Origin of the sequence: Streptomyces sp. NPDC088785, from assembly GCF_044750685.1 — a bacterium.
In the GTDB taxonomy this organism is placed as follows: domain Bacteria; phylum Actinomycetota; class Actinomycetes; order Streptomycetales; family Streptomycetaceae; genus Streptomyces.
Genome location: NZ_JBIVKH010000014.1, coordinates 90371 through 116105 on the forward strand (window position 1 = coordinate 90371; position 25735 = coordinate 116105).

The following is a 25735-nucleotide window of genomic DNA, read 5'->3' on the forward strand; positions in this document are numbered from 1 at the left end:
ACGCCGCCCGACACCGCCCGACCCCGCCCGTCCCCTTCCGGAGGAGCAGACCCATGCGCGCAGCACTGATGTACGGAGCCGGAGACGTCCGGGTCGAGGACCGGCCCGACCCCCGGATCGTGCGGCCCGGTGACGCCGTCGTCCGGGTCGGTGCCGCGTGCGTGTGCGGCAGTGACCTGTGGCCGTACGGATCGATGCCCGCCACGGACACCGGGCGCCCCATGGGGCACGAGTTCCTGGGGGTCGTGGAGGAGACCGGCGCGGACGTGTCCGGCCTGAAGCCGGGGGATCTGGTCGTGGCCCCGTTCACCTACAGCGACAACACCTGCGACCGCTGCGCCCGGGGCCTGCACATCGCGTGCCGCAACGGCGGCCGGTACGGCTTCGACGGGGTGGACGGCGGGCAGGGGGAGGCGATGCGCGTCCCGCTGGCGGACGGCACGCTGGTGAAGCTGCCGGTGGCCGCCGACTCCGCCCTGATCCCGTCGCTGCTCGCGCTGTCGGACGTGATGACCACCGGCCATCACGGCGCCGTCACCGCGGGGGTCGGCCGTGGTGACACGGTCCTGGTCGTCGGGGACGGCGTGGTCGGCCTGTGCGCGGTGATCGCCGCCCGGCGGCGCGGTGCCGAACGGATCGTCCTCGCGGGCCGGCACGCGTCGCGCACCACCCTGGGCCGGCACTTCGGTGCCACCGACGTCGTGGCCGAGCGGGGCGCGGAGGGCGTCGCCCGCATCCGTGAGCTGACCGGCGGTGTCGACAAGGTGATCGAGGCCGTCGGGACCGGCCGGGCCCTGGACCTGGCGCTCGGCGCGGTCCGGGACGGCGGCACCGTCAGCCGCCTGGGCGTGCCCCAGTACGAGCAGGGCCCGATCGGCCCGGCCGTGTTCATGCGGAACATCACCCTGACCGGGGGCGCCAGCCCCGCCCGCGCCTACATCGAGGAGCTGCTGCCCGACGTCCTGGACGGGACCATCGCCCCGGGCCGCGTCTTCGACCGGACGTACACCCTCGACCACGTCCCGGAGGCCTACCGGGCGATGGCCGACCGCCGGGTCCTCAAGGCCCTCGTCTGCCCCTGACCCCGGCCGTCCGCCCGTACGGTCAGGCAAAGAGATCGTATGGTCTAGTCCAAAGACTCATATGGTCCAGTCCAATCCGTTGACGTGCTCCCCTCCTGCTCAAGAAGCTGTCCGCACTCGACCCCCATCGAGCGCCTCGATCCCCCCGTGCAGGAGGAACAGAGTGAGACGACTTCGCGCATGTCTGGGCGCTGCCACCGCCGTCACCACCGTCGCGCTGGCCGCCGGCGCGTTCGTGGCGACGGACGCCGCGGGCGCGTCAGCGGCCCTGAGCAACCGCTGGTACGCCGCCGCCCCTTATCTGATGCCGCTCGACAACGACCCGCCGGACGCGGGCGCGATCATGGACGCCAGCGGGCTCAAGGCCTTCCAGCTCGCGTTCATCCTGGCGCCCAGCGGCGGCGGTTGCTCGCCGACGTGGGACGGTACCGCCCCGGTGTCCTCCGACACGGCCGTGAAGGCGAAGATCGACGCGATCCGCGCCAAGGGCGGCGACGTGTCGGTCTCCATCGGCGGCTACGGCGGTACCAAGCTCGGCCAGGCCTGCTCCGACCCGGCGTCCACGGCGGCCGCGTACCAGCAGGTCATCACCAAGTACGGGCTCAAGGCCATCGACTTCGACCTCGAAGAGCCGGAGTACGAGAACACGGCGGCCATCAAGAACGAGATCGGCGCCGCGAAGATCCTCCAGCAGAACAACCCCGGCCTCTACGTCTCCGTGACCACGGCCGGCACGGCCGACGGCACCGGCTGGTTCGGCAAGCAGATGCTGCTGGAGGCCAAGGCGCAGGGCTTCACGCCGAACAACTTCTCCATCATGCCGTTCGACGGCGGGTTCAACGGCGCGGCGTCGCAGACCGCCGCCCTCACCAACTTCAACACGATCCTCCAGTCGACGTTCGGCTGGAGCCAGGCCACGGCCTACGCCCACGAGGGCTTCTCCGGGATGAACGGCCGCAGCGACACGGGGGAGATCTTCACCCAGGCCGACTTCCAGACGGTCCTCGACTACGCGACGAGCCACGGCATGGACCGCTTCACCTTCTGGTCCCTCAACCGCGACCGGCAGTGCACCCCGGCCGACAACGGCGGCCGCACGTCGGGCACCTGCTCCAGCGTCGCGCAGAACTCCTGGGACTTCGCGAAGTACTCGGTGAAGTTCGCGGGGGCCACGCCGCCCACGACTCCTCCGACGACCCCGCCCACGACGCCTCCGACGACCCCTCCCACGACCCCGCCCACCGGCTCCTGCAAGGCCGCGTGGAGCGCGACCGCCGTGTACACGGCGGGCAACGAGGTCGGCTACAACGGGCACAACTGGAAAGCCAAGTGGTGGACCCAGAACGAGAAGCCCGGCGCGGCCGAGTGGGGCCCCTGGACGGACGAGGGCGCCTGCTGACCCGCGCTCCGGATCCGGCCACGGCTGCCCCCCGCTTCCCCGGGCGGCAGCCGTGGCCCGTGGCTCAGCGCGCCGCGGACGCGTACGCCGCCAGTTCCGCCAGGAACTCCTCGCGCACCGCGGGCGCGGCCCACGAGACGGCGATGGCGTTGCGCTGCAACCGGACCAGGTCCTCGTCGGTGAGGGCGGCGGGGCCGCGCAGCGCCGCCAGGTTCTCGGCGACGTAGCCGGGGAAGTAGGCCGGGTCGTCGGAGTTGACCGTCACCCGCACCCCCTGGTCGAGCAGCGCGCGGATCTCGGCGGCCTTCATGCCGTCCGTGACATGGGCGTTGGAGATCGGGCACACGGTCAGGCCGAGCCCGCGCTCACGGATCGCGGCGACCAGCGCCGGGTCCTCCAGCGCGTTCACCCCGTGGTCGATCCGGTCGACCCCGATCTCCTCGATGACCTGCCGGATGTGCTCGGTGGAGTTCTGCTGGTCGACGTCGCAGTGCATCGTCAGCCGGAAGCCCTCGGCGCGCGCCCGGGCGAACACGGCACGGAACTTCACCGGCGGGTTGCCCGCCTCGTCCGAGTCCAGGCCGACCCCGACGATCCACTCCTTGTACGGGAGCGCCTGCACCAGGGTGGCCATCGCGAACTCGGCCTGGAAGTCGCGCAGGAAGCACATCACCAGGCGGCCCCGGAAACCGGTGGCCCGCTCGGCGTCGTCCAGGGCCCGCGTCAGCCCCCGCACGACGGTGTCGAAGGCGACGCCGCGCGCGGTGTGGGCCTGCGGGTCGAAGAAGATCTCCGCGTAGCGCACGTTCTGCTCGTGCGCCTTGGCCGCGTAGGCCGCCGCGAGGTCGTAGAAGTCCTGCTCGGTACGGAGCACGGTCATGCCCTCGTAGTACACGGCGAGGAAGCCGGGCAGGTCGTCGAAGTCGTACGCGGCGCGCAGCGCGGCCTCGTCGGCGTAGGGCAGCTCGATGCCGCCCCGGCGGGCCAGCGCGAACTTCAGCTCCGGCTCCAGGGTGCCCTCGATGTGCAGGTGCAGCTCGGCCTTGGGCAGGCCGGTGACAAAGGCGTCGACAGTCATGTGCGGGAACTCCTCGGTGGGCGGCGTCAGTTGGCGGGGGAGGCGGCGGGCCGCAGGATGTCGACGACGTCCTGGGTGTGGTAGTTGACGACGCCCAGGTCGGTGACGGCGTACTCGGGGATGGCGGTGATCTCCAGGAAGATCAGGTAGCCGAACGCGGACGGCAGCGCGCAGCCGAGCGCCCGGGCGGCGGCCTCCAGGCGGTCCTCCGCCGCGGCCATCTCCTCGGGCAGCAGGTCGGCGACGATGCCCGCGACCGGCAGCGGCAGGAACTCCTTGATCTCGCCGCCGTCGACGACGACCTGGCCGCCGCCGCTCGCCGAGAGGTGGTTGACGGCGAGGGCCATGTCGGCGCGGTCGGCGCCGACGCAGACGATGTTGTTGTCGTCGGGCGCGGCGGAGGAGGCGATGGCGCCGGAGCGCAGCCCGAAGCCGTTGATCATCGCGGTGACGGTGGCGCCGTCGTTCTTGCCGTAGCGCTCGGAGACGGTGACGTACAGCGCGTCCTGCGCGAGGTCGGCGCGGACCGTCCCGTCCTCGACGGGCAGCGTCATCGAAACGCCCTTGCGCACGAACGGCACCGTGCGGTCCATCTCGACGACCAGCACCTCGGCGGCGTCGCCCGCGGCGGCGACCCCGATGCCGTCCGCGGCGACGGGCGCGACCCGGAAGGCGGGGGAGAGGGCGGCGGTCCGCTCGGGCGGGCGGGGGGCCCTGACCGTGCGGCCGCCCTCGGCGACCAGCTCGCCGCGCGAGAACACCCGCTCCACGACGAACGACTCGGGGGAGTCGACGATGAGCACGTCCGCGTAGCGGCCCGGCGTGATCGAGCCGACGAGGTGGTCGATGCGGTACATCTCGGCGCAGTTCAGCGTCGCCATCTGGATCGCCTCGACCGGCTTCACGCCCGCCGCGATCGCCATGCGGACCAGCTTGTCGAGGTGGCCCCCGCGCAGGATGTCGGCGACGTGCATGTCGTCGGTGCACAGGCCCACGCGGCGCGACTGCGCGCCGAACTCGGTGATCGTGCGCACGTTCTCGTTCATGAAGTGCGCCACCGACGACTCGCGGATCAGCAGCGACATGCCCGCGCGCAGCTTCTCCAGCGCCTCTTCGGCCGTGTAGCTCTCGTGGTCGAGCCGGACGCCGGCCGCCGACAGGGCGTTGATCGTGGTGCGCGCGGCCATCGGCGCGCAGCCGAAGATCGGCAGCCGGTTGCGGTGCGCGAGTTCGAGGGCCTGGAGCACCTTCTCGTCGCGGTTCAGGACGAACTCGGCGACGGTCTCCCAGACGCCGAAGCAGTCGGCGCCGCCCTGCGCCTCGGCGTGGTCCTCGGGACCGAAACGGAAGCCGACCGTCGTCTCGGGCAGCGTGTACGGCGTCTTGAACGGCGCGCCCCAGAAGATCTTCATGGGGCTCGCGTCGGCCTCGCGCAGCGCCTCGCGGACGCCTTCCGGCCCGGCGACGACGAGGAACTGGTCGAGCCCGGAGACGACCGACGTCGTGCCGAAGCGGACGGCGGCGTCGGCGAACATCGTCACCGACAGCTTCGAGCACTCCAGGTGCAGATGACCGTCGATCAGGCCCGGCGTGAGGTACTTGCCGCTCGCGTCGACGAACTCGGTGTCCGGACCCTCGTACGCGCCGACGTCACCGGTGGCGGCGATCCGGTCGCCGGTGATGGCGACGTCCGCCGGGTAGATCTCGCCGGTGCAGACGTTGACGAGCTGTCCGCCCTTGATGATCCGGTCGGCCTTCACGACGCCCTCGGAGGCGTCGATGAGGGTGCGGAGGCTGGGCTGGTTCATGGGGTTCGCTCCAGAGCGCGTACGAAGGTGAAGAGATGTCGGGGAGGCCGGGGAAGCCGGGGGGGGGGAGGGCGGCTCAGGCGGCCGGTGCGGCCTCGGCGCGGACGGTGCGGCGGGCGAGCAGCCAGTAGACGACGCCCGCGACCAGGGCGCCGGCGAAGACGGAGAGGTCGAGGCCGCCGGCCGCGTCGGACAGCGGGCCGACGAACACCGTCGAGTCGACCCACAGCACCGCGGCCACGAAGCCGAGCAGGACCGCGACCAGACCCGCCGGGCGGACGCCGCCCCGGTGCCAGTAGATGCCGTCGCGGCCGGTCTCGCGGGGGAAGAACGAGGGCACGTCGTACCGGCCGCGGCGCAGCCACCAGTCGGTGAGGTAGACGGCCGCCCACGGGCCGAGCCACAGCACGATCAGGCTGAGGAAGTTCGACAGCAGGGTGTAGAAGTCGGCCGAGAAGACCGCCCACAGGGTGATCGCCGTGCACAGGGTCAGGTCGATGAAGACGACCATCCAGCGCTTGACCGGGATGCCGACGGCGAGCAGGTTCAGGCCCGAGGAGTACATGTCGGTGGTGTTCACCGCGAGCAGCGAGACGATCGCCAGCAGCAGGTACGGGGTGATGAACCAGCCGGGCAGGACCTCCGGCAGACCCGAGATCGGGTCGGTGGCCTTCGTCGTCGCGGTGGCCACGGCCGCGCCGAGGACCTGGAGCAGGATGTTGGGCACCATGCCGCCGAGCGCGGCGCACGCGAAGACCTTGCGCGGCGCGGAGTCCTCGGGCAGGTAGCGGGAGTAGTCGCTGCCCATGTCGGCCCAGGACAGGCCGCCCGACGCGGTGACCATCGCCAGCACCAGCGAGACCGTCACGAGGGACGGCGCGGCGCCGTGCGCCGAGAAGTCCGCCTTCGGGGCGACGAGGAACGCCATCACGGCGAACATCGCGGCGAAGATCCAGGCGAAGTACTTCTGCACCTTCATGATCAGGTGGTAGCCGGACAGCGGCAGCAGCATCTGCAACCCCGCCGCCACGGCGATGACGAGGAGCTTCACGGGCGTGCCCGGGGTGATCCCGGCCTGGTCGAGCAGGGCGAGCCCGGCGAGCACGATCAGCACCATGCCGCCGGCCTCGAAGCCGACCAGCATGACCCAGCTCAGCAGGGCGGGCAGCCGTCCGCCGCGCGGGCCGAACGCGGCGCGCGAGACGGAGTGGGTGGACGTGCCGGTGCGCGGGCCCTGGAGGCTCGTCAGACCGGTGACGGTGAACCCGAGCACGTTGCCGACGACGATCAGCGCGACCGCGTACCAGAACGACAGTCCGAACGAGACGACCAGCGCGCCGTACACGACGGTGAACACGGTGGTGTTGGTGCCGGCCCACAGGCCGAACAGGCGGCCGGGACCGCCCTGGCGTTCCGCGGCGGGAACGGCGTCGATGCCGCGCTGCTCGACCGTGAAGACGGACGCGGGCGCGGCGGGCGGGGTGGATCCGGGCGGGGCGGTGGCGGTGGCCTCGGCCATGGGCGGCAGGAGTCCTTTGCGGACCGGCGTCCCGGCCTGGAGGGACGGGACGCGATGTACGGGGGGCGAGGGGGTGGCGAGAGGGGGTGACGAGGGGGGCGAGCGATCCGGGCGAGCCGGGATCCGCACGGCGGTGTGCGGCGGGGGAGCGGCGGGTGCCCGGACGGTCATCGGGGAGCCCGCCGACGCATTGCCTAAACGTTTTGGCAACGGTCCGGAACGTACTGCCTAAACGTTTTGGCAGTCAACCTGTAAGCTCGCCGCCATGTCAGACGTCACACAGCCGAAGCGCGGTGGAACGCCCCGGGGGGCCTCGGCGAAGGGCGGCGGGCTGCGGGAGGTGGCCCGCCGCGCGGGTGTCTCGGCGACCACCGCCTCGCACGCGCTGAACGGCGTGGGCCGGGTCGGCGCCGAGACCCGCGAGCGGGTGCTGGCCGTCGCCGCCGAGCTCGGCTACCGCGCCAACCCCAACGCCCGGGGACTGCGCGGCGCCCGCACCGGGCTGCTCGGGCTGACCCACCGCACCGCCGTCGAGGGCGGCATCACCGACATCGAGTACTTCGTCAAGATCGTGAACGCCGCGACCTGGACGGCGATGGCGCACGACTACTCCCTCGTGCTCGTCCCGCCGTCCCTGGACGGCCGCCCCTTCGACACCCTGCCGCTCGACGGCACGATCGTCATCGACCCGCTCACCGACGACCCGCTGCTGACACGGCTCTCCGGCATGGGCGTCCCCGTCGTCACGACCGGACGCGACCTGTCCCGCAAGGACGCCTTCCCCTGGGTCGACAACGAACTGTCCACCTGCGCCGTGGCCGCCCTCGACCACCTCGCCGCGACCGGCGCCCGGCGCATCGGCCTGCTCACCGGCTCGACCGGCCAGTCCTACGACGAGGACGCGGCCCGCGCCTACCGCGACTGGTGCGCGCGCACCGGCAACCCCGTCCTGATGGACCGCGCCGAGCCCGGCACCGACTCCACGGAGGCCGCGCACCGGCTGCTGGCCCGCCCGGACCGCCCCGACGCCCTCTACGTGGTGATGGAGAAGTTCGGCTTCGCCACCCTCGCGGTCTGCCGCGAGCTGGGGCTGCGCGTGCCCGACGACGTACAGATCGTGGTCGGCGCCGACGGCGAGTTCGCCCGCAGCGCCCGGCCGGCGCTCACCGCTCTCGACCTGGCCCCCGAGGAGATCGGCAGGCAGGCCGCGGAACTGCTGATCGCCCTCGTCCAGGAACCGCACCGGCCGGGGTCGGAACCGGGGCACCGGCTGGTGCAGGCCACCCTGCTGGCCCGCGACTCGACGCGCCGGGCCGGCTGACGCACGCCCGGCCCGGGGTCCGCCGTCGGCCGACGCCGGGGCCGGGTCGCACCGCCGTCCCAGGACGGCGGTAGGCTCGGGCAAGGCCGACCTCGCTTGCCTGACGGGAGGGTGCTGGGATGCCCCAGAGTCTGCCCCTCCGCTCGCCCGAGCACGTGGCGCAGGTGGCGTGCGGGGTCTCCGAGCTGCTCGAAGTGCTGTGGGGACGCGGCCAGGCGGCCGCACTGGCCGGACCGCTGCCGCCCTCGCAGTTCCGCGCGCTGACCGTGATCGAGGGCCACGAGCGGGTCAACCAGCGGACGCTGGGCGAGGCCCTCGGCTCCCGGCCGTCGTCGGTGAGCCGACTCTGCGACCGGCTGGAGGCCGCCGGCCTGGTGGAGCGGGTGCCCAGCCCCACCAGCCGCCGCGAGGTCGAACTCCGGCTGAGCCGGCGCGGTGTCGCCGTGCTCGACGAGTTCCGCGCCTCCCGCGCCCGCGAACTGGAGGCGGTCCTGCGCGGCATGGCGCCGGCCGAGCTGAGCACCCTCGTCGAGGGGCTGGAGCAGTTCCAGGAGGCCGCCGCCGCGCACATCGGCCTGCACGACGCCGGGCCGGGCCCCGAGGGGACCTCCGAAGCCACCGCCTGACGTGGGCGGAAGCGGTCGCGGCCCGGTCGCGGCCGGCCCCTCGCCCGGGTCCTTCGGCCGGTCCTCCGGATCGCGCCGGGACGGCCCCGCGGCGCGTTAGAATCCTCGAAAAGTGCCGCATGGCAATATGTCGATTTCTTCATTTTTCTCATGTTCCGCTCGGCTCGCAGGCGCGCGGCCGGGACCGTGGCTGTTGTCGGGCCGATGACGAACGTGCCGCCAGGAGCGTTCCGGGCCCGCGCGGGAAGCGGCGGCGCCGGGCACCCGTCCCCGCTCCTGCGCCGGCGGCCGGCCCGCCCCATCGGAGAAGCCCGTGACGCATTTCCTCGCCGCCGAGCGGGCCATCCGTGCCGCCGCGCCCTTCGATCTGCTCGACACCGTGCGCCGGGCACTGGTCGAGCACTACGCGGCCCTGCGCGTCGACCTGCTCATGGCCGACTACAGCCTGACGCTGCTCCAGCCGGTGACGCGGCTGCCGCACACCGCCGAGCCCGTCCCGGTCCACGCCAGCCCCGAGGGGCGGGCCTTCGCCAGCCAGGACCCGCACACCCGGCACGTGCGCGAGGGCTGCGTCGACCTCCTGCTGCCCGTCACCGTGCGGGGCGACAGACTCGGCATCCTCTCCGTGCGCGTACCGGAGGAGAGATGCACGCCCCGCGAGATCGACGAACTCACCGGCCTCGCGGAGATCCTCGGGCACGAGATCGTCGTCGCCGACCGGGACACCGACGTGTACCTCCAGGCCCGCAGGGCCAGCCGGCTCACCCTGGCCGCCGAGATGCAGTGGCAGTTGCTGCCCGGACGCTCGTACACGCGCACCGAGTACGCGATCGGCGCCCAGCTGGAACCCGCGTACGCCATCCACGGCGACAACTTCGACTGGGCCGCCACCGGCGACACCCTCACCCTGACCGTCACCAACGGCATGGGCGAGGGGATCGAGGCGTCGCTGCTGACCAACCTCGCCGTGAACGCCCTGCGCAACGCCCGGCGGGCCGGCATCGACATCGCCGACCAGGCGGCCCTCGCCGACCAGGCGCTCTACGCCCAGTACCGGGGCGAGCGGTACGTGTCGACGCTGCTGCTCTCCTTCGACCTCGCCACGGAGCGGGTGCGGGCGGTGGACGCCGGGTCGCCCCAGCTGTGGCGCCGGCGCGACCGCACGGTGGAGCAGGTCCCCTTCGAGGCGCAGCTGCCCCTGGGGATGTTCGAGGAGACCGACTACGTCGTGCAGGAATTCGACGTGCGGCCCGGCGACCGGCTCCTGTTCGTCAGCGACGGCGTCTACTCCGCGCTCTCCGCCTCCGGCGAGGCCTACGGCGAGCGGATGCTCGCCCGCGCGATCCAGGGCGCGAGCCTGCTCCCGGCCTCGGCCGTGCCCCGCGCGATCCTCCAGGAACTGGCGGGACACGTGAACACCGCCGACACGGAGGACGACGCGCTCGTGGTGTGTCTTGACTGGTTCGGACGCGGGTCCGGGGCGCACTGAGTCGGAAACTGTCCGATCCTGTGGGCAATCCCGACATCTGTAGGGATGTCAGTTGCCGGAGGGACCCTTACCGTGCAACTGTTGCCCGATGGAAAGCATGAGGGGTCGGGCTGATTCGAGGGTGGGACAAATCCCTTGAACCGAGCGCCGATTGCTCTCCTCGGACCTGCGGCGAAGGGTGGTGTGGGCTCGTCCTTCCCGAGCCCTGCGTGATGGTTTCCCCCACGGAACCAGAAAGCCCGCGAGGCGCGAGCACGGCGACGGACCGGCGCGGTACCAGTGGTACCCACCCCACCGTCACGGTGGACGGCGCGGGCCGCGTCCTGTCCCGCGACGACCCGACGGGCGCTCTCCTCGACGGCGTGCGGGTCGGTGCGCTGCTGGCCGACACCGCCCCCGCCTGGCTGTCCCGGGCCCACACGGAACTGCTCGCCCACGGCGACGGGGACCGGCCGCGGACGGCCTCGGGCCGGATCGGTGAGCGAACGGTCGAGGCCTTCCCCGGCCGGCGCGCGGACGGTGCCGTGTCCTGGTGGCTGGTCGACGACACCGATCTGCACCGCGCCCGCGCCCAACTGGCGAGCGAGCGGGCCCGCTCACGCCTCCTCCAGGAGGTGTCCAGCGAACTCCTGGCCTCGCTCAACGTGGACCGCTGCATGGCGTCGACCGCGGCCCTCGCGGCCGCGCACCTCGCCGACGCGGCGGTCATCGTGGGCGTCGGCAACGGCCGGACCCATCCGGTGACCTGGGCGTCCGGCGGCCGCACGACCCAGCGGAACATCGTCGTCGAACCCGGCGAACTGCCCGGCCTGACCGAGGCGCTGCTGGGCTTCCCCCCGGTCCCCTCCCGCTGGATCGACCCCGCGCGCGTCCCCGCCTGGGCGATCCCGGAGGGCTTCGCCCGGCCGGACTCCGCGATCGGCTCCGTCGCCGTCGTCCCGCTGCCCGGACACGGGTTCCCCGCCGGGGCCGTCGTCCTGCTGCGCCGCTGCGAGGAAGCGGCCTTCAGCGAGGCGGAGGAGACCTTCGCCCGGCTGTTCGCCGCCCGCGCCGGAGCCGCCCTGTCGGCCGCCCGGACATACGCGCAGCAGACGCGGATCACCGATGTGCTGATGCGTGAACTGCTCCCGCCCACCCTGCGCCGGACCCGGGGCATCGACTTCTCCGGCCGCTACCGCCCCTCCGCGGCGAGCGAGCGGATCGGCGGCGACTTCTACGACGTCCACGCCACGGACGACCCCGACGGCGAGGCCTTCGCGGTCCTCGGCGACGTGTGCGGCAAGGGCCTCGAAGCGGCCGTCCTCACCGGCAAGATCCGCAACACCGTCGAGGCGCTGCTGCCGTTCGCCACCGACCACGCCCGCATGCTGACGCTGCTCAACAGCGCCCTGCTCTCCTCCCACCACGCCCGCTTCGCCACGATGGTGCTCGCCTCCGCGGTGCGCGAGCGGGACCGCGTCCGGCTGCGGGTCACCAGCGCCGGACATCCCGCGCCGCTCGTCGTCCGCACCGACGGCCGGGTCGAGGAGGCCAGGACACGCGGCACGCTGGTCGGCGTCCTGCCCGAGATGGAGGTGTCCGGCGCGACCGTGGTCCTCCAGCCCGGCGAGACCTGCCTGCTGTACTCCGACGGCATCACCGAGGCGCACGGCGGGCCCCTGGGGGACCGCATGTTCGGCGAGGAGCGGCTGCGCGCCGTGCTCGCCGAGTGCGCCGGACTGCCCGCCGAGGCCGTCACCGAGCGCGTGCAGATGGTGGCCTCGCAATGGGTCGGCGACGGCCCCCACGACGACATGGCGCTGCTCGCCATCACGGCCCCGCGCGCCGCCCACCTCACCGCCGTGGACGGACACACCCGGGGAAGGTTCACGTCATGACATCGCAGAGCGTCGTCACGGACGGGCCGCTGTCGCCGGACGTCCTGCGCGAGCGGTTGTGGAGAGCCGTGATCGACTGCGACGACACGCACGCCGTGGCGCTGACCCGACGCGCCATGAGCGGGACGGAGCCCGCCCGCCTGCCCGCGGTGGCCGAGCGGGTCCTGCTCGAACTGATCGCACCGGTGCAGCGCCGCGTCGGCGAGGAATGGGCGGCGAACAGGCTCACGGTCGCCCAGGAGCACGCGGCCACCGCCATCAGCGCCCGCTGTGTCACCGCCGTGTCCGACCTCGCCGCCCCCGCGGTGACCGGCCCGCCACGGGGCCGGCTGACCGTGGCCTGCGTGGAGGGCGAATGGCACGCCCTGCCCGCCCGCCTGGTCGGCGAGGTGCTGCGCCTGCGCGGCTGGCGGGTCGAGCACCTGGGGGCTCAGGTGCCCACCGAGCACCTGGTCGCCCACCTCCACCAGCGGGTCGCCACCGCGGTGCTGCTGTCCTGCTCGACCCCCGCCCAACTGCCCGCGGCCCACACGGCGATCACCGCCTGCCAGGCCGCCGGCACCCCGGTGCTCGCCGGCGGCGCCGGATTCGGCCCGCAGGGGCGCCACGCGCTGCGGATGGGCGCCCTCTGGGCCGCCGACGCCGACGCCGCGCACACCCTGCTGAGCGCGGGACTCGACCGGCCCGCCGCGTCCGCGGCCCGCCTCGCCACCCACGACCTGCCGCACCTCGACGACCAGGAGTACACCGCGGTGAAGCGGTCGAAGCGGCAGCTGGTCAAGCAGACCTTCGTCGACCTCGAAGAGGCCTACCCGCCGATGACCGGATACAGCGACATCCAGCGGGACCGCACCGCCGAGGACCTCGACCACATCGTCACGTACCTCGCCACGGCCCTGTACGTCGACGACGCGGAGCTGTTCACGTCCTTCATCGCCTGGACCGCCGACATCCTCGCCGCCCGGGGCGTCCCGGCCGGTGGCCTGGTGCCCGCCCTCCACTCGCTGGCGCGCCAGCTGACGGACTTCCCGCGCGCCCGGCACATCCTCGCCAGAGCCCGCGCGATCCTGACCGTTCCCCGGCCCGGACAGCCCGCATGAGCGCGTACACCGCCCTGAGCGTGACCGCCGACGCACCCCGCGACGGCGTCCTGACCCTGCGGGTCGCCGGCGAGCTGGACTACGAGACCGACGACACCTTCACCCGGCTGACGGACGCCGTGCTCGACGCGCACCCGGACGTCGGCGTCGTCCTGCTGGACTGCGCCGGGCTGAGCGGCATCGACTCCATGGGCCTCTCCCTGCTCCTCACGCTGCGCCGCCGCCTCGACCGCGACGGGCTGGCCCTGCGCATCACGCGGCGGACCGCCCGCCTCGACCGGATGCTGCGGATCACCGGGACCTTCGCCCACCTCGCCGGTGAGGACGAGCGGGAACAGGCCGTCGCCGACGCCGAGTCGGGGCCCCGCGGCGACCCGCCCCGGGGCCCCGCCGGCTGACCCGGGCATCAGCGGCGGGGCTCGGCCCCGCTCTCCGTCAGCTCGGCGTGCAGCACGAGCAGCCGGGCCAGCTCACGGGCCTCGGCGCCGGTGAGCGACGCCCACACCCCCGGCTCCCCGCCCCGGTCCTCGCCCACGTCCAGGGTGACCCGCGTGATGGGCCGTCCCGTGGGAGCGAGCTGGATGCGGTGGACGGCGATCCTGCGCCCGCACGTCGTCACGACACAGCTGTCCTCGTGGCTCAGCGGCCCGTCGGGTCCCGACCTCACCATCACTCTCACACTCCTCCGCCCCCGGTGGGGCTCTGCCGCCGGTCTGCTCCGCGCACTTGATACCTGGCCAGGTATCAGGGACAGCGCTGCGGGCGGCCGCATTGTTCCGCCGGGGAGGGGGGAGGTGCCGCCGTCAGTGCGGGTGCGGGCCGTCGCGGTGGACCGGGCCGTGGGCGCCCGCGCAGTGGGTGTCGGCCCCGGCGGCGCCGGACCGGGCGACCTGGAGCACCGGCTCCGGCGCGTGGTCGACCTGAAGCGTGGTGTGCGTGATGCCGTAGTCGTCGCGCAGCAGTTCGCCCAGCACGCGGCGCACGGAGTGGCAGTCGCCGCCGGGCTCGACCAGGACGTGCGCGGACAGGGCCGCCTGCCCGGACGTGATCTGCCAGACGTGCAGATCGTGCACCTCGACGACCTGCTTCTGCGCGACGAGCCGGTCGCCGAGGGCGTCGGGGTCCAGGCCCGCCGGGGCGGCCTCCAGGAAGATCCGCCCGGAGTCCCGCAGCAGTCCGTACCCCGCCTTCACCATCAGCACGACGACCACGAGCGTCGCGATGGCGTCGGCGCGCGCGAAGCCGGTGAGGACGACGATCAGGGCGGCGATCGCGGTGCCGATGAACGCGAACAGGTCGTTGAGGATGTGCTGGTAGGCGCCCTCCACGTTCAGCGAGGACCGGTTCGCCCGGGACAGGCACCAGGTCGCCGCGACGTTCACGACGATGCCGGCGAGCGCGGTGGCCAGCATCAGACCGCCCGCCACCTCGGGCGGCGCGAACAGCCGGCGCACCGCCTCGTACGCGAGCCAGACCCCGAGCAGCAGCAGCGTCAGGCCGTTGGCCTGGGCGGACAGGATCTCCGCGCGCTTGAGCCCGTAGGTGAAGCGGCCCTTCGCCGGACGGGCCGCCAGCCGCATCGCGATCAGGGCGAGCACGATGGACGCCGCGTCGGTGAGCATGTGCGCCGCGTCCGAGATCAGGGCGAGGGAGCGCGCGACGACGCCGATGACGACCTCGACGGCCATGAAACCGGTGATCAGCGTGAGGGCGATGGCGAGCCAGCGGCGGTCGGCGTCCGCCGAGACCCCGTGGGCGTGCCCGGCGTGCCCGGCGTGCCCGTGGCCGCCGTGGTCGTGTCCGTCCGCGGGCCCTTCGGTCCGCCCCGGAGTCGGTCCGTGGTCGTGCCGGCTCATGTGCGCGTCCTCCCCCGTCGACGGTTGCCTCCAAGGCAGTCAAACGCATGCCGCGACCATCGGCAAAGGCTGCACCGGTGACCGTTGTCATGTCGGATACGAAGCCGCTGACCTGCACCTCCGTGACGCGGACCGGAAACGGGCCGGGCGGCCGGTGTGACCCTCGTCGCGGCCGCCGCGCGAGGTCGACCTGCATGGACGGGTGATCGGGGGGCAGGGGGGTGGCCTGAAGGAGTTTGCCTTCCCGCCCGGAGGCGGCGCGCAGCGGACGACCGTTCCGTGCCCCGTCCGGAGGGAAGCCGGAGGAAGGAAAACCGTCAGTGAGCGCGGAGACGACGCAGGCGGCAAGTGAGGGCGAGCCCGAGTGGAACCCGGAGGCGGTACGCCGCCACCGCGGCCTGTTCCGGGTGATCGAGCGACGGCGCAGCCCCAAGCTGCGGCGCAGCGACATCACCGTGACCGAGGAGTCGGCGGTACGGCGCGCGGTGAAGGCCGCGATGCTCGGCAACGCCATGGAGTGGTTCGACTTCGGCATCTACTCCTACATGGCCGTCACCCTGGGCAAGGTGTTCTTCCCGTCGGGCAACCCGACGGCCCAGACCCTCGCCTCGTTCGGCGCGTTCGCCGCCGCCTTCCTGCTGCGTCCGATCGGCGGATTCGTCTTCGGCCCGCTCGGTGACCGGATCGGCCGCAAGAAGGTCCTGTCCCTCACCATGATCATGATGGCGCTCGGCACCTTCGGCATCGGCCTGGTCCCCTCCTACGCGACGATCGGCATCTGGGCGCCGGTCCTGCTGCTGCTCTTCCGCGTCATCCAGGGCTTCTCCACCGGCGGCGAGTACGGCGGCGCGGCCACCTTCATCGCCGAGTACGCGCCGGACAAGCGGCGCGGCTTCTTCGGCAGCTACCTGGAGTTCGGCACGCTCGCCGGGTACGTCGGCGCGGCCGGTCTGGTCACCGTCCTGACCACCTCCCTGGACGACGGCGCCATGCTCTCCTGGGGCTGGCGGGTGCCGTTCCTGGTCGCCGGACCGCTCGGCCTCATCGGCATGTACATGCGGCTCAAGCTGGAGGACACCCCGGCCTACCAGGAGCTGGAGCGCGAGCAGGAGCGCGGCGCCGAGCGCCCGAAATTCCGGTTCGGCCCGTTCTTCCGGGACCACTGGCGCGCGCTGATGCTGTGCATGGTGCTCGTCGCCGCCTACGACATCGCCGACTACGGCCTGCTGTCGTACATGCCGACCTACCTCACCGACGAGCTGAAGTACGGCTCCACCGCCGGCCTGGTCGCCCTCGTCGTCGTCATGGTCGTCCTGATGTGCCTGGTCCACCCGCTCGGCGCGCTGTCCGACCGGGTCGGCCGCAAGCCCGTCCTGCTGACCGGCATGCTCGGCTTCGTCGTCCTGACCGTGCCCGCGTTCCTGCTGCTGCGCGCCGGCGGCCACCTGGCGATCTACGCCGGGCTGCTGCTGCTCGGACTGTGCCTGCTGACGTTCCTCGCGACGATGTCGGCCGTGCTGCCGGCGCTCTTCCCGACGGAGGTGCGCTACTCGGCGCTCGCGATCTCCTTCAACGTCGCCGGTTCCCTCTTCGGCGGCACCACGCCGCTGGTGATGGAGGGCCTGACCAGCGCCACCGGCAACAACCTCATGCCGGCGTTCTACATCATGTTCGCGGCCGTCGTCGGCGCCGTCGCCGTCCTGTTCATGAAGGAGACGGCCCGCCAGCCGCTGGCCGGCTCGCCGCCGTCGGTCTCCACCGCCGAGGAGGCCTCGGAGCTGGTCGCCGCCCAGTACACGCGCGGCCCGCTCTCGCAGCTCCCGGCCGACGCCTCCGACGAGGCGGAGCCGGAGGGCCGCGACACCCGGGAGCCGGTCGTCGCCTGAGCCGACCAGGACAGCCCGCGGGGCCCGGAGGGAAGCGTCCCTCCGGGCCCCGCCCGCGTGCGGTCAGCCGACCAGCAGGACGAGCTTCCCGCGCACCCGGCCGCTCTCGCCGGCCCGGTGCGCCTGCGCGACGGCGGCGAGCGGGAAGGTGGTCACCGACGGAGGCGCGAAACCGCCGGATTCGATCAGCGGGCCGATCCCGGCGAGGACATGGACCGCACGGCCGTCCTCGCCCCGGCTGAACCGCACCCCGTGCTCCCGCGCCCCGGTGACGTCGGCGACGGTCAGGACGTTCTCCGCGCCGCCCGCGAGAGCGACGAGCTCCGCCAGCACCCCGCTCCCGGCGACGTCGAGCGCCAGGTCGACACCGTCGGGCGCCGCCTGCCGCACCCGCTCGACGAACCCGTCGCCGTAGGCCACGGGCTCGGCGCCGAGGGCGCGCAGCGCGGCGTGGTTCGCCGCGGAGGCCGTGCCGATCACCCGCGCCCCGCGCGCCACGGCGAACTGCACGGCCGCGCTGCCGACGCTCCCGGAGGCGCCGTTGACGAGCACCGTGTCGCCGCGCGCGACGCCGAGCCGGTCGAGTGCGCGCATCGCCGTCTCGATCGCGCCGGGCAGTGCGGCGGCGCCGGCGAAGCCGAGCGACGGCGGGATCGGCGCGTAGGGGGCGAGGACCGCGAGCTCGGCCTGCGCCGCCCCGTCCGGGACGAAGCCGAAGACCCGGTCGCCGACGGCGACGTCCGTGACGCCCTCGCCCACCTCGTCGACGACACCCGCCGCCTCGTGGCCCAGCGTCTGCGGCAGTTCCTGGTCCAGCAGACCGCGCCGCTTCCGCCAGTCGCCGGCGCCGACCCCGGCCGCGCGCACCGCGATCCGCACCTGGCCGGGGCCAGGACGCGGATCGGGCAGGTCGACGATGCCGAGGACGTCGGGGTCCCCGAACGCACTGAAGCGGGCGGCCTTCATCCCGGGCTCCGATCCTCGGCGGCGGGGCGTCGCCCGCCGGTGTCCTTCGACGCCGATGTCCGTGGCGACGACCGTACGGGACGGCCCGGCTCCTCGCGGAGCGCTCCGCCACTGATCGAATCAAGACGACTTTCTCTACGAAGGGCCTGATCCCGGGGGTGCGGCCACCGCCGTCCGGCTCTCCGGACACGCCACGTCAGCACAGGTCACACCGTGTGTCCGGCCCTCGTGGTGGACGCACGTGAACATCGATCGGTTGAGCCCACCGCAAATATCAACCACAAATTCCACACATCCCCCTCTTCAGAGGGGTCCCCATGGTCTAGATTGACCGTGCTTCACATGGTGGGACACGAGGCGACAAATGGCGATCTATTGATCAGCAGTTCCGGCTGATCGGCGGATCCCCCTCCGGTCCCGCCCGGGGAGTGATCGAGGAGTGGGGTCCAAGACGGGCTTCGGACGAGGGGAGCGTCCGGAGTGTCGACGGGTTCTCGCAGGCTGTCGCGGGTTGCACGTGGCAAGCATGCCGATGGCCGTCGTGATGGACCCGAGCAGCGCTGCCGGCGGCCGTGGGGCCGGGTACGGAAGGCGGGGGCCTTCCGGCGGGAGAGCGGCGCGGTGCGGGAGGCGGGGGCCTCCTGGGGGAATTGAGTCACCGACCAAGCACCACCACTGGGGACCGGGGGGTTTCTGTGCGGCAGGGGGGATTAGTCGGCTCTTTTTCGTCGGCGCGTGGGCGTCTGACGGATGAGGCGATCAGCCAGCCGGCAAACGACTGGGAGCAGCGGTACCGCCGCTCCGTCATCACGAGTGACATGGTGGCCACCGCTCTGGTGGTCGCCGGCATCGGCAACTTCTTCGGGGCACGCGACGCGGCCAACTGGCACGAGAAGTGGGGGATCCTGGCCTTCGGCACCGAACTGCTGGTGCTGGCCGCCCTCACGGTGAGCCGCGCCTGGGCTCCGGCCGTGCTCGGCCAGGGCGCCGAGGAGTTCCGTCGCCTGGGACGTTCACTCTTCACCGCGACCGTCGTGCTCGCGCTCGGCGGCATAGCGCTCACCTCGCGGAACATCAAACTCTGGATCTTCGTCGCGATACCCGCCATCGGGATCGTCACCATGACCGAGCGGTACCTGCTCCGGCTCTGGCTGCACAAGCAGCGCAAGGACGGACAGTGCCTCAGGCCGGTGCTCGCCGCCGGGAGCCCGGCCACGGTGCACGACCTGATCACGCGGACCCGCAAGTTCCCGCACCTCGGCTGGCGGATCGAGGCCGTGTGCACGACGGACGGGCTCGGGCCGGAGGGCGACCACCTGGACGGGGTGCCCGTCGTCGGCCGGCTCTCCGACCTCGCCGCCCACGTACAGCGCGACGGCTACCGGGTCATCGCCGTCACACCGGACCCGCACTGGACACCCGACCGGCTCCAGCGGCTCGCCTGGAACCTGGAGGGCAGCGACGCCGAGATGGTCGTGGCCCCCGTGCTGATGGAGGTCGCCGGACCGCGCCTGCACGTCGACGCGGTGCTCGGCATCCCGCTGCTGCGGGTGAGCCTGCCGACCTTCACCGGCGCCCGCCGGGCCATCAAGGCGTTCGTCGACCGGCTCGGCGCCGCCCTGCTGCTGGTGCTGTTCGCACCCCTGATGACGGTCGTCGGCATCCTCGTGCTCGCGGACAGCCGCGGCGGCGTCTTCTACCGCCAGCGCCGCGTCGGCAAGGACGGGCGCGAGTTCACCATTCTCAAGTTCCGCACCATGGTCGCCGGGGCCCACGCGGCCCGCGCCGAACTGGCCGAGCGCGACGAGGGCGCGGGACTGCTGTTCAAGATGCGCCGGGACCCGCGGGTGACCCGCGTCGGAACCGTGCTGCGCCGGTACTCGATCGACGAGCTGCCGCAGCTGTTCAACGTACTCACCGGGTCGATGTCGCTCGTCGGCCCGCGGCCTCCGCTGCCGGAGGAGTCCGCCGCCTACGGCCCGGACATAAGGCGCCGGCTGCTGGTCAAGCCGGGGCTCACCGGACTGTGGCAGATCAGCGGACGCAGCGACCTGCCGTGGGAGGAGGCCGTCCGCCTCGACCTGCGGTACGTGGAGGACTGGTCACTCGCCCTGGACACAGTGATCTTGTGGAAGACGCTGCGCGCGGTGATCCATGGACAGGGGGCGTACTGATGCGTGGGGACCGCCGTACCGGCGGCGCGCGGACCGCAGGCCACAAGGGCCTGCCTGGGGGGAGTAACGGGTCATGAGAGTCAGCGTTTTCGGCCTCGGCTACGTGGGCTGCGTGTCCGCCGCGTGCCTGGCCAGCATGGGACACGAGGTCATCGGGGTCGACGTCAACCAGGTGAAGGTCGACCTGGTCAACGACGGCAAGGCGCCGGTGGTCGAGGAGCGGATCGGCGAGCTGATCGCCGACGTCGTGCGGACCGGAGCCCTGCGCGCCACCCGCGACGTCCGGGAGGCGATAGCCGACACCGAGGTGTCGCTGATCTGCGTCGGCACGCCGTCCGAGCCCAACGGCAGCCTGTGCACCACCTATCTGGAGCGGGTCACCGAGGAGATCGGCACCGCGCTGGCCGAGCGCGGCGGACGGCACACCGTCGTCTTCCGCAGCACCATGCTCCCCGGCACCTGCCTCAACCTCCTGGTGCCCATCCTGGAGAAGGCCGTCGGCGGCACCGCCGGCGTGGAGCTCGGCGTCGCGGTCAACCCCGAGTTCCTGCGCGAGGGCACCAGCGTGCGGGACTTCTTCGACCCGCCCAAGACCGTCATCGGCGAACTGGACCCGGCCAGCGGCGACGCCGTCCTCGCGCTCTACGAGGGCCTGCCCGGCGAGGTGTTCCGGGTGCCGGTGCCGACGGCCGAGGCGATCAAGTACGCCGACAACTCCTTCCACGGCCTCAAGATCGGCTTCGCCAACGAGCTGGGCGCGGTCTGCCAGGCACTCGGCGTGGACTCGCACCAGGTGATGGACGTCTTCCTCGCCGACCGCAAGCTCAACATCAGCCCCGCCTATCTGCGCCCCGGCTTCGCCTTCGGCGGCTCCTGCCTGCCCAAGGACCTGCGCAGCCTGGTCCACGCGGCCCAGCGCGCCGACGTCTCGGTGCCGATCCTGTCGCACGTGCTGTCGTCCAACGCCGACCACCTCCAGCGCGCGGTCGACCTGGTCGAGCGCAGCGGCAAGCGCCGGGTCGGCCTGTTCGGCCTGTCCTTCAAGCCCGGCACCGACGACCTGCGCGAGAGCCCGCTCGTCGAGCTGGCCGAGCGGCTCTTCGGCAAGGGCTACGACCTGCGCATCTACGACGCGAACGTCAGCATGTCCCGGCTGCTCGGCGCCAACCGCGAGTACATCGAGAACCGGCTGCCGCACCTCGCGCAACTGCTCGCCGACTCCGTCGACCAGGTGCTCGACCACGCGGAGGTGTGCCTGGTCGGCACCAAGGACGAGGCCGTGCTCGCGGCCCTGCCCCACGGCGGCGGACCCGACATCATCGACCTCGTCCACCTGCCCGACGCCGACGCGCGCCGGACCGAACCGGGATACACGGGCCTTGTCTGGTAGCGCGACGGGCGGCGACGGCGATGGCCGGCGCGCGCTGATCCTGGTGGAGAACCTGTCGGTGCCGTTCGACCGGCGGGTGTGGCAGGAATGCACGACGCTGCGCGACGCGGGCTGGCAGGTGGAGGTCATCTGCCCCCGCGGCGAGAAGCGGGACACGGAGCCGGAGGCGGTGATCGACGGGGTGCGGATCCACCGCTACCCGCTGCGCGCCGCCACCGGCGGCCCGGCCGGCTACCTGCGCGAGTACGGGTCCGCGCTGTGGCACACGGTCCGGCTGGCCCGCGCGGTCGGCCCGGTCGACGTGGTGCACGCCTGCAACCCGCCCGACCTGCTCTTCCTGCCCGCCCTGTGGCTGAAGCGGCGCGGCGCGCGGTTCGTCTTCGACCAGCACGACCTGGTGCCCGAGCTGTACCTGTCCCGCTTCGGCCGCGGCAAGGACCTGCTCTACCGCGCCGTGTGCGCGCTGGAGCGGCGCACCTACCGGGCCGCGGACATCGTGATCGCCACGAACGAGAGCTACCGGGACGTCGCGGTGCGCCGCGGCGGCAAACGGCCCGAGGACGTCTTCGTGGTGCGCAGCGCGCCCGCGATCGAGCGCTTCCAACCCGTGCCCGCCGAAACCGAGTTGAAGCGCGGCAAGCCCCATCTGCTGTGCTATCTCGGCGTGATGGGCCCCCAGGACGGCGTCGACTACGCGCTGCGGGCCCTCGCGAAGCTGCGCGACGAGTTCGGACGGACCGACTGGCACGCGGTGTTCGTCGGCTCCGGCGACGCCTTCGACGCGATGGTCGAGCTGGCCCGCACGCTCGGACTCGACGACCAGGTCCAGTTCACCGGCCGCATCCCGGACGCCGACCTCGTGCGCTACCTGTCCACGGCGGACGTCTGCCTCTCGCCCGACCCCCGCAACCCGCTCAACGACGTGTCGACCATGAACAAGGTCCTGGAGTACATGGCGATGGGCCGGCCGCTCGTCTCGTTCGAACTGCGGGAGGCACGCGTCTCCGCCGGGGACGCCGCCGTCTACGCGCCGGCCAACGACGAGGCCGAGTTCGCCAAGCTCATCACCGTGCTCCTCGACGACCCGGAGCGACGCGCCCTGATGGGCCGGATCGGACAGGAACGGGTCAGCGGGCCGCTGTCGTGGCGGAACTCGCAGACAGCGCTGCTCGCCGCCTACACCGCGGCCAGTGGCGGGCGCCCACCGGTCGCGGCCGGTACGACGCGACGGACAAGGAAGAGGCAGCGTCGTTGAACGAGGACACGATCCGTCTGGCCACCATCGGACGGATGCTCCGACGGCGGTGGCGGCTGCTCGCCGCCCTCGCCGTGCTGGGCGCGCTCGTCGGCTACGGCACCTCGCTGGTGTTCCCGCCGCGCTACACGACCACCGCTTCGGTCCTGCTGCCCGGGCAGTGGGAGGAGCGTGAACTGCTCACCCAGGTGGACATCGCCACCAGTTCGACGGTGCTCGACCTCGCGGCCGACAAGCTGCACTGGTCCGACGTCACCGGCACCGACCTCCAGGACCGGGTCGTCGCCAAGGCGGCCGACGGCAACATCATCAAGATCTCCGGCACGGCCGACACGCCCAAGCACGCCCAGCAGCTCGCCGACCGGACGGCGGAGCAGTTCGTCGTGTTCGCCAAGCAGATCGCGGGCGGCAGCGCCGACACCGAGGCGGCCACCCTGCGGCTCGCCCTGCGCAAGCAGGTCGAAGCGGCCAACCGCCGGATCACCGAGCTGGCCAGGGCCGCCGACCCCGGGCAGACCGTGGAGGGCGTCGAGGCCCGCACCTCCCTGGAGAAGCTGCGCACCTCGCTGGAGGAGGCCATGACGAAGCTGGACCAGGCCGACCCCACCAGCAACACCACCGGCATGGTCGTCATGGGCCCGTCGGCCCGGCCCGTCGGCGAGGCGGCCCCCACCCGGGCCCAGCTCATCGGCGCCGGAGCCCTGGTGTTCCTCCTCGCCGCGGTGATCGGCCACCTCGCCGCCGCCCGGATGAACCGGCGCCCGCGCACCGACCGGGAGATCGCCACCGCACTGGGCGCCGACCTCATCGGCACCGTCGACGTCCCCGACGACCGGCACGCGCACCGGCCGCAGGACGACGGCACCCGCGCCAGGATCGGCCGGTTCCTCGGCACCGACGTCCGGTGGGACACCCCGGCCCCGCAGCGGTCGGGCGACGAGGCCGGCAGACGCATCCGCTACCGGCGGGTGTGCGCCCGGCTGCGCGACCGCTCCGGGATGTCCCCGCGGCTCCTCGCGGTCGTCCCCGACGGCGACGCGATCGCCCAGGACGCGGCCGGCCAGCTCGTCGCCGAGGCCACGGCCGACCCGGCCGCCGGCGCCCTGGGCGGGGGACACCCCCTGCTGACCGTGGCACCGGTGTCCGTGGACCGGCCGATGGTCCCGGACCGCGCGAGCGAGTCCGGCGCCCTGATCGTGGTCAGCGCCGGCACCTGGACCGCCGCCGAACTCTCCGGCATCGCCCGGGCGTGCGCGGACGGCGGACACGAGATCGTCGGCCTCGTCATCGCCGAACCGGTCCTGGCCGGCCCCGGGCGGTCCGCCGCCCACCCTCCGCACCACGCCGCTCCGGCACCGGCGGTCCACAGCCACGCCACGGGAGGCTCAGCGTGACGACGAGCACGACTTCGGAGTCGTCTGCGAGCACACCGCTCATCGATCTCCAGGGACTGGTGGTGTCGGTGCGCAGGCGCCGCCGCCTCTGGTCCGCCCTGGCCCTGCTCGGGCTGCTGGCCGGCGCCGCCATCGCGATCGTGCTGCCGCCGCCGCCCAGCGCGGTCACCAAGGTGCTGGTCGCCCACGCCGACGACCAGCCCAACGACTCCGGCACCCTGATACGCACCGACGTCCAGGTCCTCGGCACCACCCGCATCGCCGCACTGGCCCTGCGCTCCCTGAACTCCCCGGAGAAGCCCGAGGACTTCCTGCGGGACTACCAGGGCACCGGCCTGACCAACAACCTGATGCAGATCGACGTCAAGGGCGACACCGACGCCCAGGCGGTCGAGCGGGCCAAGGCGCTGGCCGACGCCTTCGTCGCCGACCACGTCCGCCGGATGCGGGCGACCGCCAAGGCCGAGTCGGACGCCCTGCTCGAACAGCGCGACCGGATGCGCACCGAACTCGTCGAGGTCAACAAGGAGATCGGCAACCGCTCGCCGGACACCGACCCGCAGGCGTCGGCGAGCCTGGAGTCGCTCTTCGCCCGCCGCGCCGAACTCAACTCGCGGATCGCCGACTTCGACGAGCGGGCCGCGGACGCGCGCACCGGGACGCCCCAGGTCGTCGCCGGCACCCAGATCGTCGACGACGCCCGCGCGGTGCCGTACTCGATGCCCAAGGCCGCCGCCACGAACGCCGTGATCGGCCTCGTCCTCGGCCTCGTGGTCGGCATCGCCCTCGCCGCGGTCGGCGTCGTGGTCAAGGACCGCCCGGTGCTCCGCCGGGACATCGCCGCCCACCTCGGCGCCTCGGTCATCACCGACCTGCCCCGCAGGTCCGTCCTCCCGTGGCGGCGCCGCCGGGCCCGCGTGGCCCGCGAACGGCTCACCACGAGTCTCGCCCGCACGGTGCGCGGCTCCGCGGAGGCGGTGTCCCTGCTCGAACTGGGCGCGGCCCGCACCGCAGGCGGCCTAGCCCTCGACATCGGCAGGCAGCTCTCGGCCGAGGGACCCGTCGCCGTCATCGACGGACTGCCCGGCTCCCAGCTCTCCGGCCACCGCCCGAAGCCGGGCGACCCGGCCGTGATCGGCGGCGAGCGGGCCGCGGCCGAACCGCAGCAGGGCCTGCGCCTCGGCGTCGGCTCCGTGGCACCCGGCACCGCCTGGACCGACCTCCAGTACCTCGGCACCCAGACCGTGCTCGTGGTGCGCGCCGGACACGGCAGCGCCGCCTGGCTGCACACCGTGGCCCGGCAACTCGCCGACCAGCGCATACCCGTCATCGGGGTGGTCCTGACCGACCCCGATCCGCGGGACCGCACCGACGGCACGCTGTGGGACGGGCTGCACACCGCGCTGCGCGGACGCAGCGAACGACAGGCCCGCCCGGGCGGGACCGCGCGACGCGCGGAGCGGCAGCCGATGTGGGCCGCACACGGCGCGGACAACGACCAGGAGGCGCGGTAAC

Annotated in this window: 20 protein-coding genes; 14 read left to right on the top strand and 6 right to left on the bottom strand. The window is 72.9% G+C overall.

Annotation, left to right across the window (positions count from 1 at the left end):
- Nucleotides 1-53: 53 nt before the first annotated feature.
- Both ACIP5K_RS29485 and ACIP5K_RS29490 read left to right on the top strand, forming a co-directional pair.
- Complete coding sequence (locus ACIP5K_RS29485; protein WP_401414372.1) at nt 54-1082, top strand: zinc-binding dehydrogenase; 1029 nt, start codon at nt 54-56, stop codon at nt 1080-1082.
- A gap of 163 nt (nt 1083-1245) precedes the next feature.
- Nucleotides 1246-2481 (top strand): chitinase, encoded by a 1236-nt coding sequence (locus tag ACIP5K_RS29490; RefSeq protein ID WP_401414373.1) that lies wholly within the window; start codon nt 1246-1248, stop codon nt 2479-2481.
- 64 nt (nt 2482-2545) lie between these two features.
- Here ACIP5K_RS29490 and add read toward each other — a convergent pair whose 3' ends face one another.
- The 3 genes from add to ACIP5K_RS29505 form a co-directional block, all read right to left on the bottom strand.
- Entirely contained in the window at nt 2546-3559 is a 1014-nt protein-coding gene (gene add / locus ACIP5K_RS29495) for an adenosine deaminase (RefSeq protein WP_401414375.1), read from the bottom strand.
- Nucleotides 3560-3585: 26 nt separating this feature from the next.
- Nucleotides 3586-5367 carry an adenine deaminase C-terminal domain-containing protein gene (locus ACIP5K_RS29500; protein WP_401414377.1) on the bottom strand — a complete coding sequence of 594 codons (1782 nt, stop codon included), beginning with the start codon at nt 5365-5367 and terminating at the stop codon, nt 3586-3588.
- A gap of 76 nt (nt 5368-5443) precedes the next feature.
- Nucleotides 5444-6886 carry a purine-cytosine permease family protein gene (locus tag ACIP5K_RS29505; protein ID WP_401414379.1) on the bottom strand — a complete coding sequence of 481 codons (1443 nt, stop codon included), beginning with the start codon at nt 6884-6886 and terminating at the stop codon, nt 5444-5446.
- A 265-nt stretch (nt 6887-7151) separates the two neighbouring features.
- On the opposite strand from ACIP5K_RS29505, the gene ACIP5K_RS29510 reads away from it, so the two are divergent.
- From ACIP5K_RS29510 to ACIP5K_RS29535, 6 genes are all read left to right on the top strand, one after another.
- The gene (locus tag ACIP5K_RS29510; protein ID WP_401414381.1) at nt 7152-8207 is read left to right on the top strand and encodes a LacI family DNA-binding transcriptional regulator; all 1056 of its coding nucleotides are present in this window, start codon (nt 7152-7154) and stop codon (nt 8205-8207) included.
- Nucleotides 8208-8326: 119 nt separating this feature from the next.
- Entirely contained in the window at nt 8327-8833 is a 507-nt protein-coding gene (locus ACIP5K_RS29515) for a MarR family winged helix-turn-helix transcriptional regulator (RefSeq protein WP_401414383.1), read from the top strand.
- Nucleotides 8834-9146: 313 nt separating this feature from the next.
- The gene (locus tag ACIP5K_RS29520; protein WP_401414385.1) at nt 9147-10322 is read left to right on the top strand and encodes a PP2C family protein-serine/threonine phosphatase; all 1176 of its coding nucleotides are present in this window, start codon (nt 9147-9149) and stop codon (nt 10320-10322) included.
- Between the two features lie 212 nt (nt 10323-10534).
- On the top strand, nt 10535-12199 hold the full coding sequence (locus tag ACIP5K_RS29525; protein ID WP_401414387.1) for a PP2C family protein-serine/threonine phosphatase: 1665 nt from the start codon (nt 10535-10537) through the stop codon (nt 12197-12199).
- Nucleotides 12196-13299 (top strand): B12-binding domain-containing protein, encoded by a 1104-nt coding sequence (locus tag ACIP5K_RS29530; RefSeq protein ID WP_401414389.1) that lies wholly within the window; start codon nt 12196-12198, stop codon nt 13297-13299. The genes ACIP5K_RS29525 and ACIP5K_RS29530 overlap by 4 nt, the downstream gene beginning before the upstream one ends.
- Entirely contained in the window at nt 13296-13697 is a 402-nt protein-coding gene (locus tag ACIP5K_RS29535; protein ID WP_401414391.1) for an anti-sigma factor antagonist, read from the top strand. Before ACIP5K_RS29530 ends, ACIP5K_RS29535 begins: the two co-directional genes overlap by 4 nt.
- Before the next feature lie 8 nt (nt 13698-13705).
- On the opposite strand, the gene ACIP5K_RS29540 is transcribed toward ACIP5K_RS29535, so the two are convergent.
- Together ACIP5K_RS29540 and ACIP5K_RS29545 are read right to left on the bottom strand one after the other, a co-directional pair.
- A complete protein-coding gene (locus ACIP5K_RS29540; RefSeq protein WP_401414392.1) occupies nt 13706-13969 on the bottom strand; it encodes a hypothetical protein in 264 nt (87 codons plus the stop codon).
- Nucleotides 13970-14102: 133 nt separating this feature from the next.
- Nucleotides 14103-15155: a cation diffusion facilitator family transporter gene (locus tag ACIP5K_RS29545; RefSeq protein WP_401414394.1), complete on the bottom strand. Its 1053-nt coding sequence runs from the start codon at nt 15153-15155 to the stop codon at nt 14103-14105.
- A gap of 320 nt (nt 15156-15475) precedes the next feature.
- On the opposite strand from ACIP5K_RS29545, the gene ACIP5K_RS29550 reads away from it, so the two are divergent.
- The gene (locus tag ACIP5K_RS29550) at nt 15476-17041 is read left to right on the top strand and encodes an MFS transporter (RefSeq protein ID WP_401414396.1); all 1566 of its coding nucleotides are present in this window, start codon (nt 15476-15478) and stop codon (nt 17039-17041) included.
- Between the two features lie 63 nt (nt 17042-17104).
- Here the strand turns inward: ACIP5K_RS29550 and ACIP5K_RS29555 are convergent, their stop codons facing one another.
- Nucleotides 17105-18007, bottom strand: a complete 903-nt coding sequence (locus ACIP5K_RS29555) for an NADP-dependent oxidoreductase (RefSeq protein ID WP_401414398.1) — start codon at nt 18005-18007, stop codon at nt 17105-17107.
- A 695-nt stretch (nt 18008-18702) separates the two neighbouring features.
- Between ACIP5K_RS29555 and ACIP5K_RS29560 the strand changes: the two genes are divergently transcribed.
- From ACIP5K_RS29560 to ACIP5K_RS29580, 5 genes are all read left to right on the top strand, one after another.
- On the top strand, nt 18703-20181 hold the full coding sequence (locus tag ACIP5K_RS29560) for a sugar transferase (RefSeq protein WP_401414399.1): 1479 nt from the start codon (nt 18703-18705) through the stop codon (nt 20179-20181).
- A gap of 73 nt (nt 20182-20254) precedes the next feature.
- Entirely contained in the window at nt 20255-21571 is a 1317-nt protein-coding gene (locus ACIP5K_RS29565; protein WP_401414401.1) for a nucleotide sugar dehydrogenase, read from the top strand.
- Nucleotides 21561-22826 (top strand): glycosyltransferase family 4 protein, encoded by a 1266-nt coding sequence (locus tag ACIP5K_RS29570; RefSeq protein ID WP_401414403.1) that lies wholly within the window; start codon nt 21561-21563, stop codon nt 22824-22826. The genes ACIP5K_RS29565 and ACIP5K_RS29570 overlap by 11 nt, the downstream gene beginning before the upstream one ends.
- Nucleotides 22823-24220, top strand: a complete 1398-nt coding sequence (locus ACIP5K_RS29575; protein ID WP_401414405.1) for a Wzz/FepE/Etk N-terminal domain-containing protein — start codon at nt 22823-22825, stop codon at nt 24218-24220. Before ACIP5K_RS29570 ends, ACIP5K_RS29575 begins: the two co-directional genes overlap by 4 nt.
- A complete protein-coding gene (locus ACIP5K_RS29580) occupies nt 24217-25734 on the top strand; it encodes a Wzz/FepE/Etk N-terminal domain-containing protein (protein WP_401414409.1) in 1518 nt (505 codons plus the stop codon). Before ACIP5K_RS29575 ends, ACIP5K_RS29580 begins: the two co-directional genes overlap by 4 nt.
- The last annotated feature ends 1 nt before the right edge of the window (nt 25735 follow it).

What these genes read in the sequence shown, in the direction of transcription:
- add (WP_401414375.1), bottom strand. Translation starts at nt 3,559, where the DNA reads ATGACTGTCGACGCCTTTGTCACCGGCCTGCCCAAGGCCGAGCTGCAC.
- ACIP5K_RS29485 (WP_401414372.1), top strand. Translation starts at nt 54, where the DNA reads ATGCGCGCAGCACTGATGTACGGAGCCGGAGACGTCCGGGTCGAGGAC.
- ACIP5K_RS29565 (WP_401414401.1), top strand. Translation starts at nt 20,255, where the DNA reads ATGAGAGTCAGCGTTTTCGGCCTCGGCTACGTGGGCTGCGTGTCCGCC.
- ACIP5K_RS29555 (WP_401414398.1), bottom strand. Translation starts at nt 18,007, where the DNA reads ATGAAGGCCGCCCGCTTCAGTGCGTTCGGGGACCCCGACGTCCTCGGC.
- ACIP5K_RS29540 (WP_401414392.1), bottom strand. Translation starts at nt 13,969, where the DNA reads ATGGTGAGGTCGGGACCCGACGGGCCGCTGAGCCACGAGGACAGCTGT.
- ACIP5K_RS29515 (WP_401414383.1), top strand. Translation starts at nt 8,327, where the DNA reads ATGCCCCAGAGTCTGCCCCTCCGCTCGCCCGAGCACGTGGCGCAGGTG.
- ACIP5K_RS29525 (WP_401414387.1), top strand. Translation starts at nt 10,535, where the DNA reads ATGGTTTCCCCCACGGAACCAGAAAGCCCGCGAGGCGCGAGCACGGCG.
- ACIP5K_RS29500 (WP_401414377.1), bottom strand. Translation starts at nt 5,367, where the DNA reads ATGAACCAGCCCAGCCTCCGCACCCTCATCGACGCCTCCGAGGGCGTC.
- ACIP5K_RS29545 (WP_401414394.1), bottom strand. Translation starts at nt 15,155, where the DNA reads ATGAGCCGGCACGACCACGGACCGACTCCGGGGCGGACCGAAGGGCCC.
- ACIP5K_RS29505 (WP_401414379.1), bottom strand. Translation starts at nt 6,886, where the DNA reads ATGGCCGAGGCCACCGCCACCGCCCCGCCCGGATCCACCCCGCCCGCC.
- ACIP5K_RS29530 (WP_401414389.1), top strand. Translation starts at nt 12,196, where the DNA reads ATGACATCGCAGAGCGTCGTCACGGACGGGCCGCTGTCGCCGGACGTC.
- ACIP5K_RS29510 (WP_401414381.1), top strand. Translation starts at nt 7,152, where the DNA reads ATGTCAGACGTCACACAGCCGAAGCGCGGTGGAACGCCCCGGGGGGCC.
- ACIP5K_RS29535 (WP_401414391.1), top strand. Translation starts at nt 13,296, where the DNA reads ATGAGCGCGTACACCGCCCTGAGCGTGACCGCCGACGCACCCCGCGAC.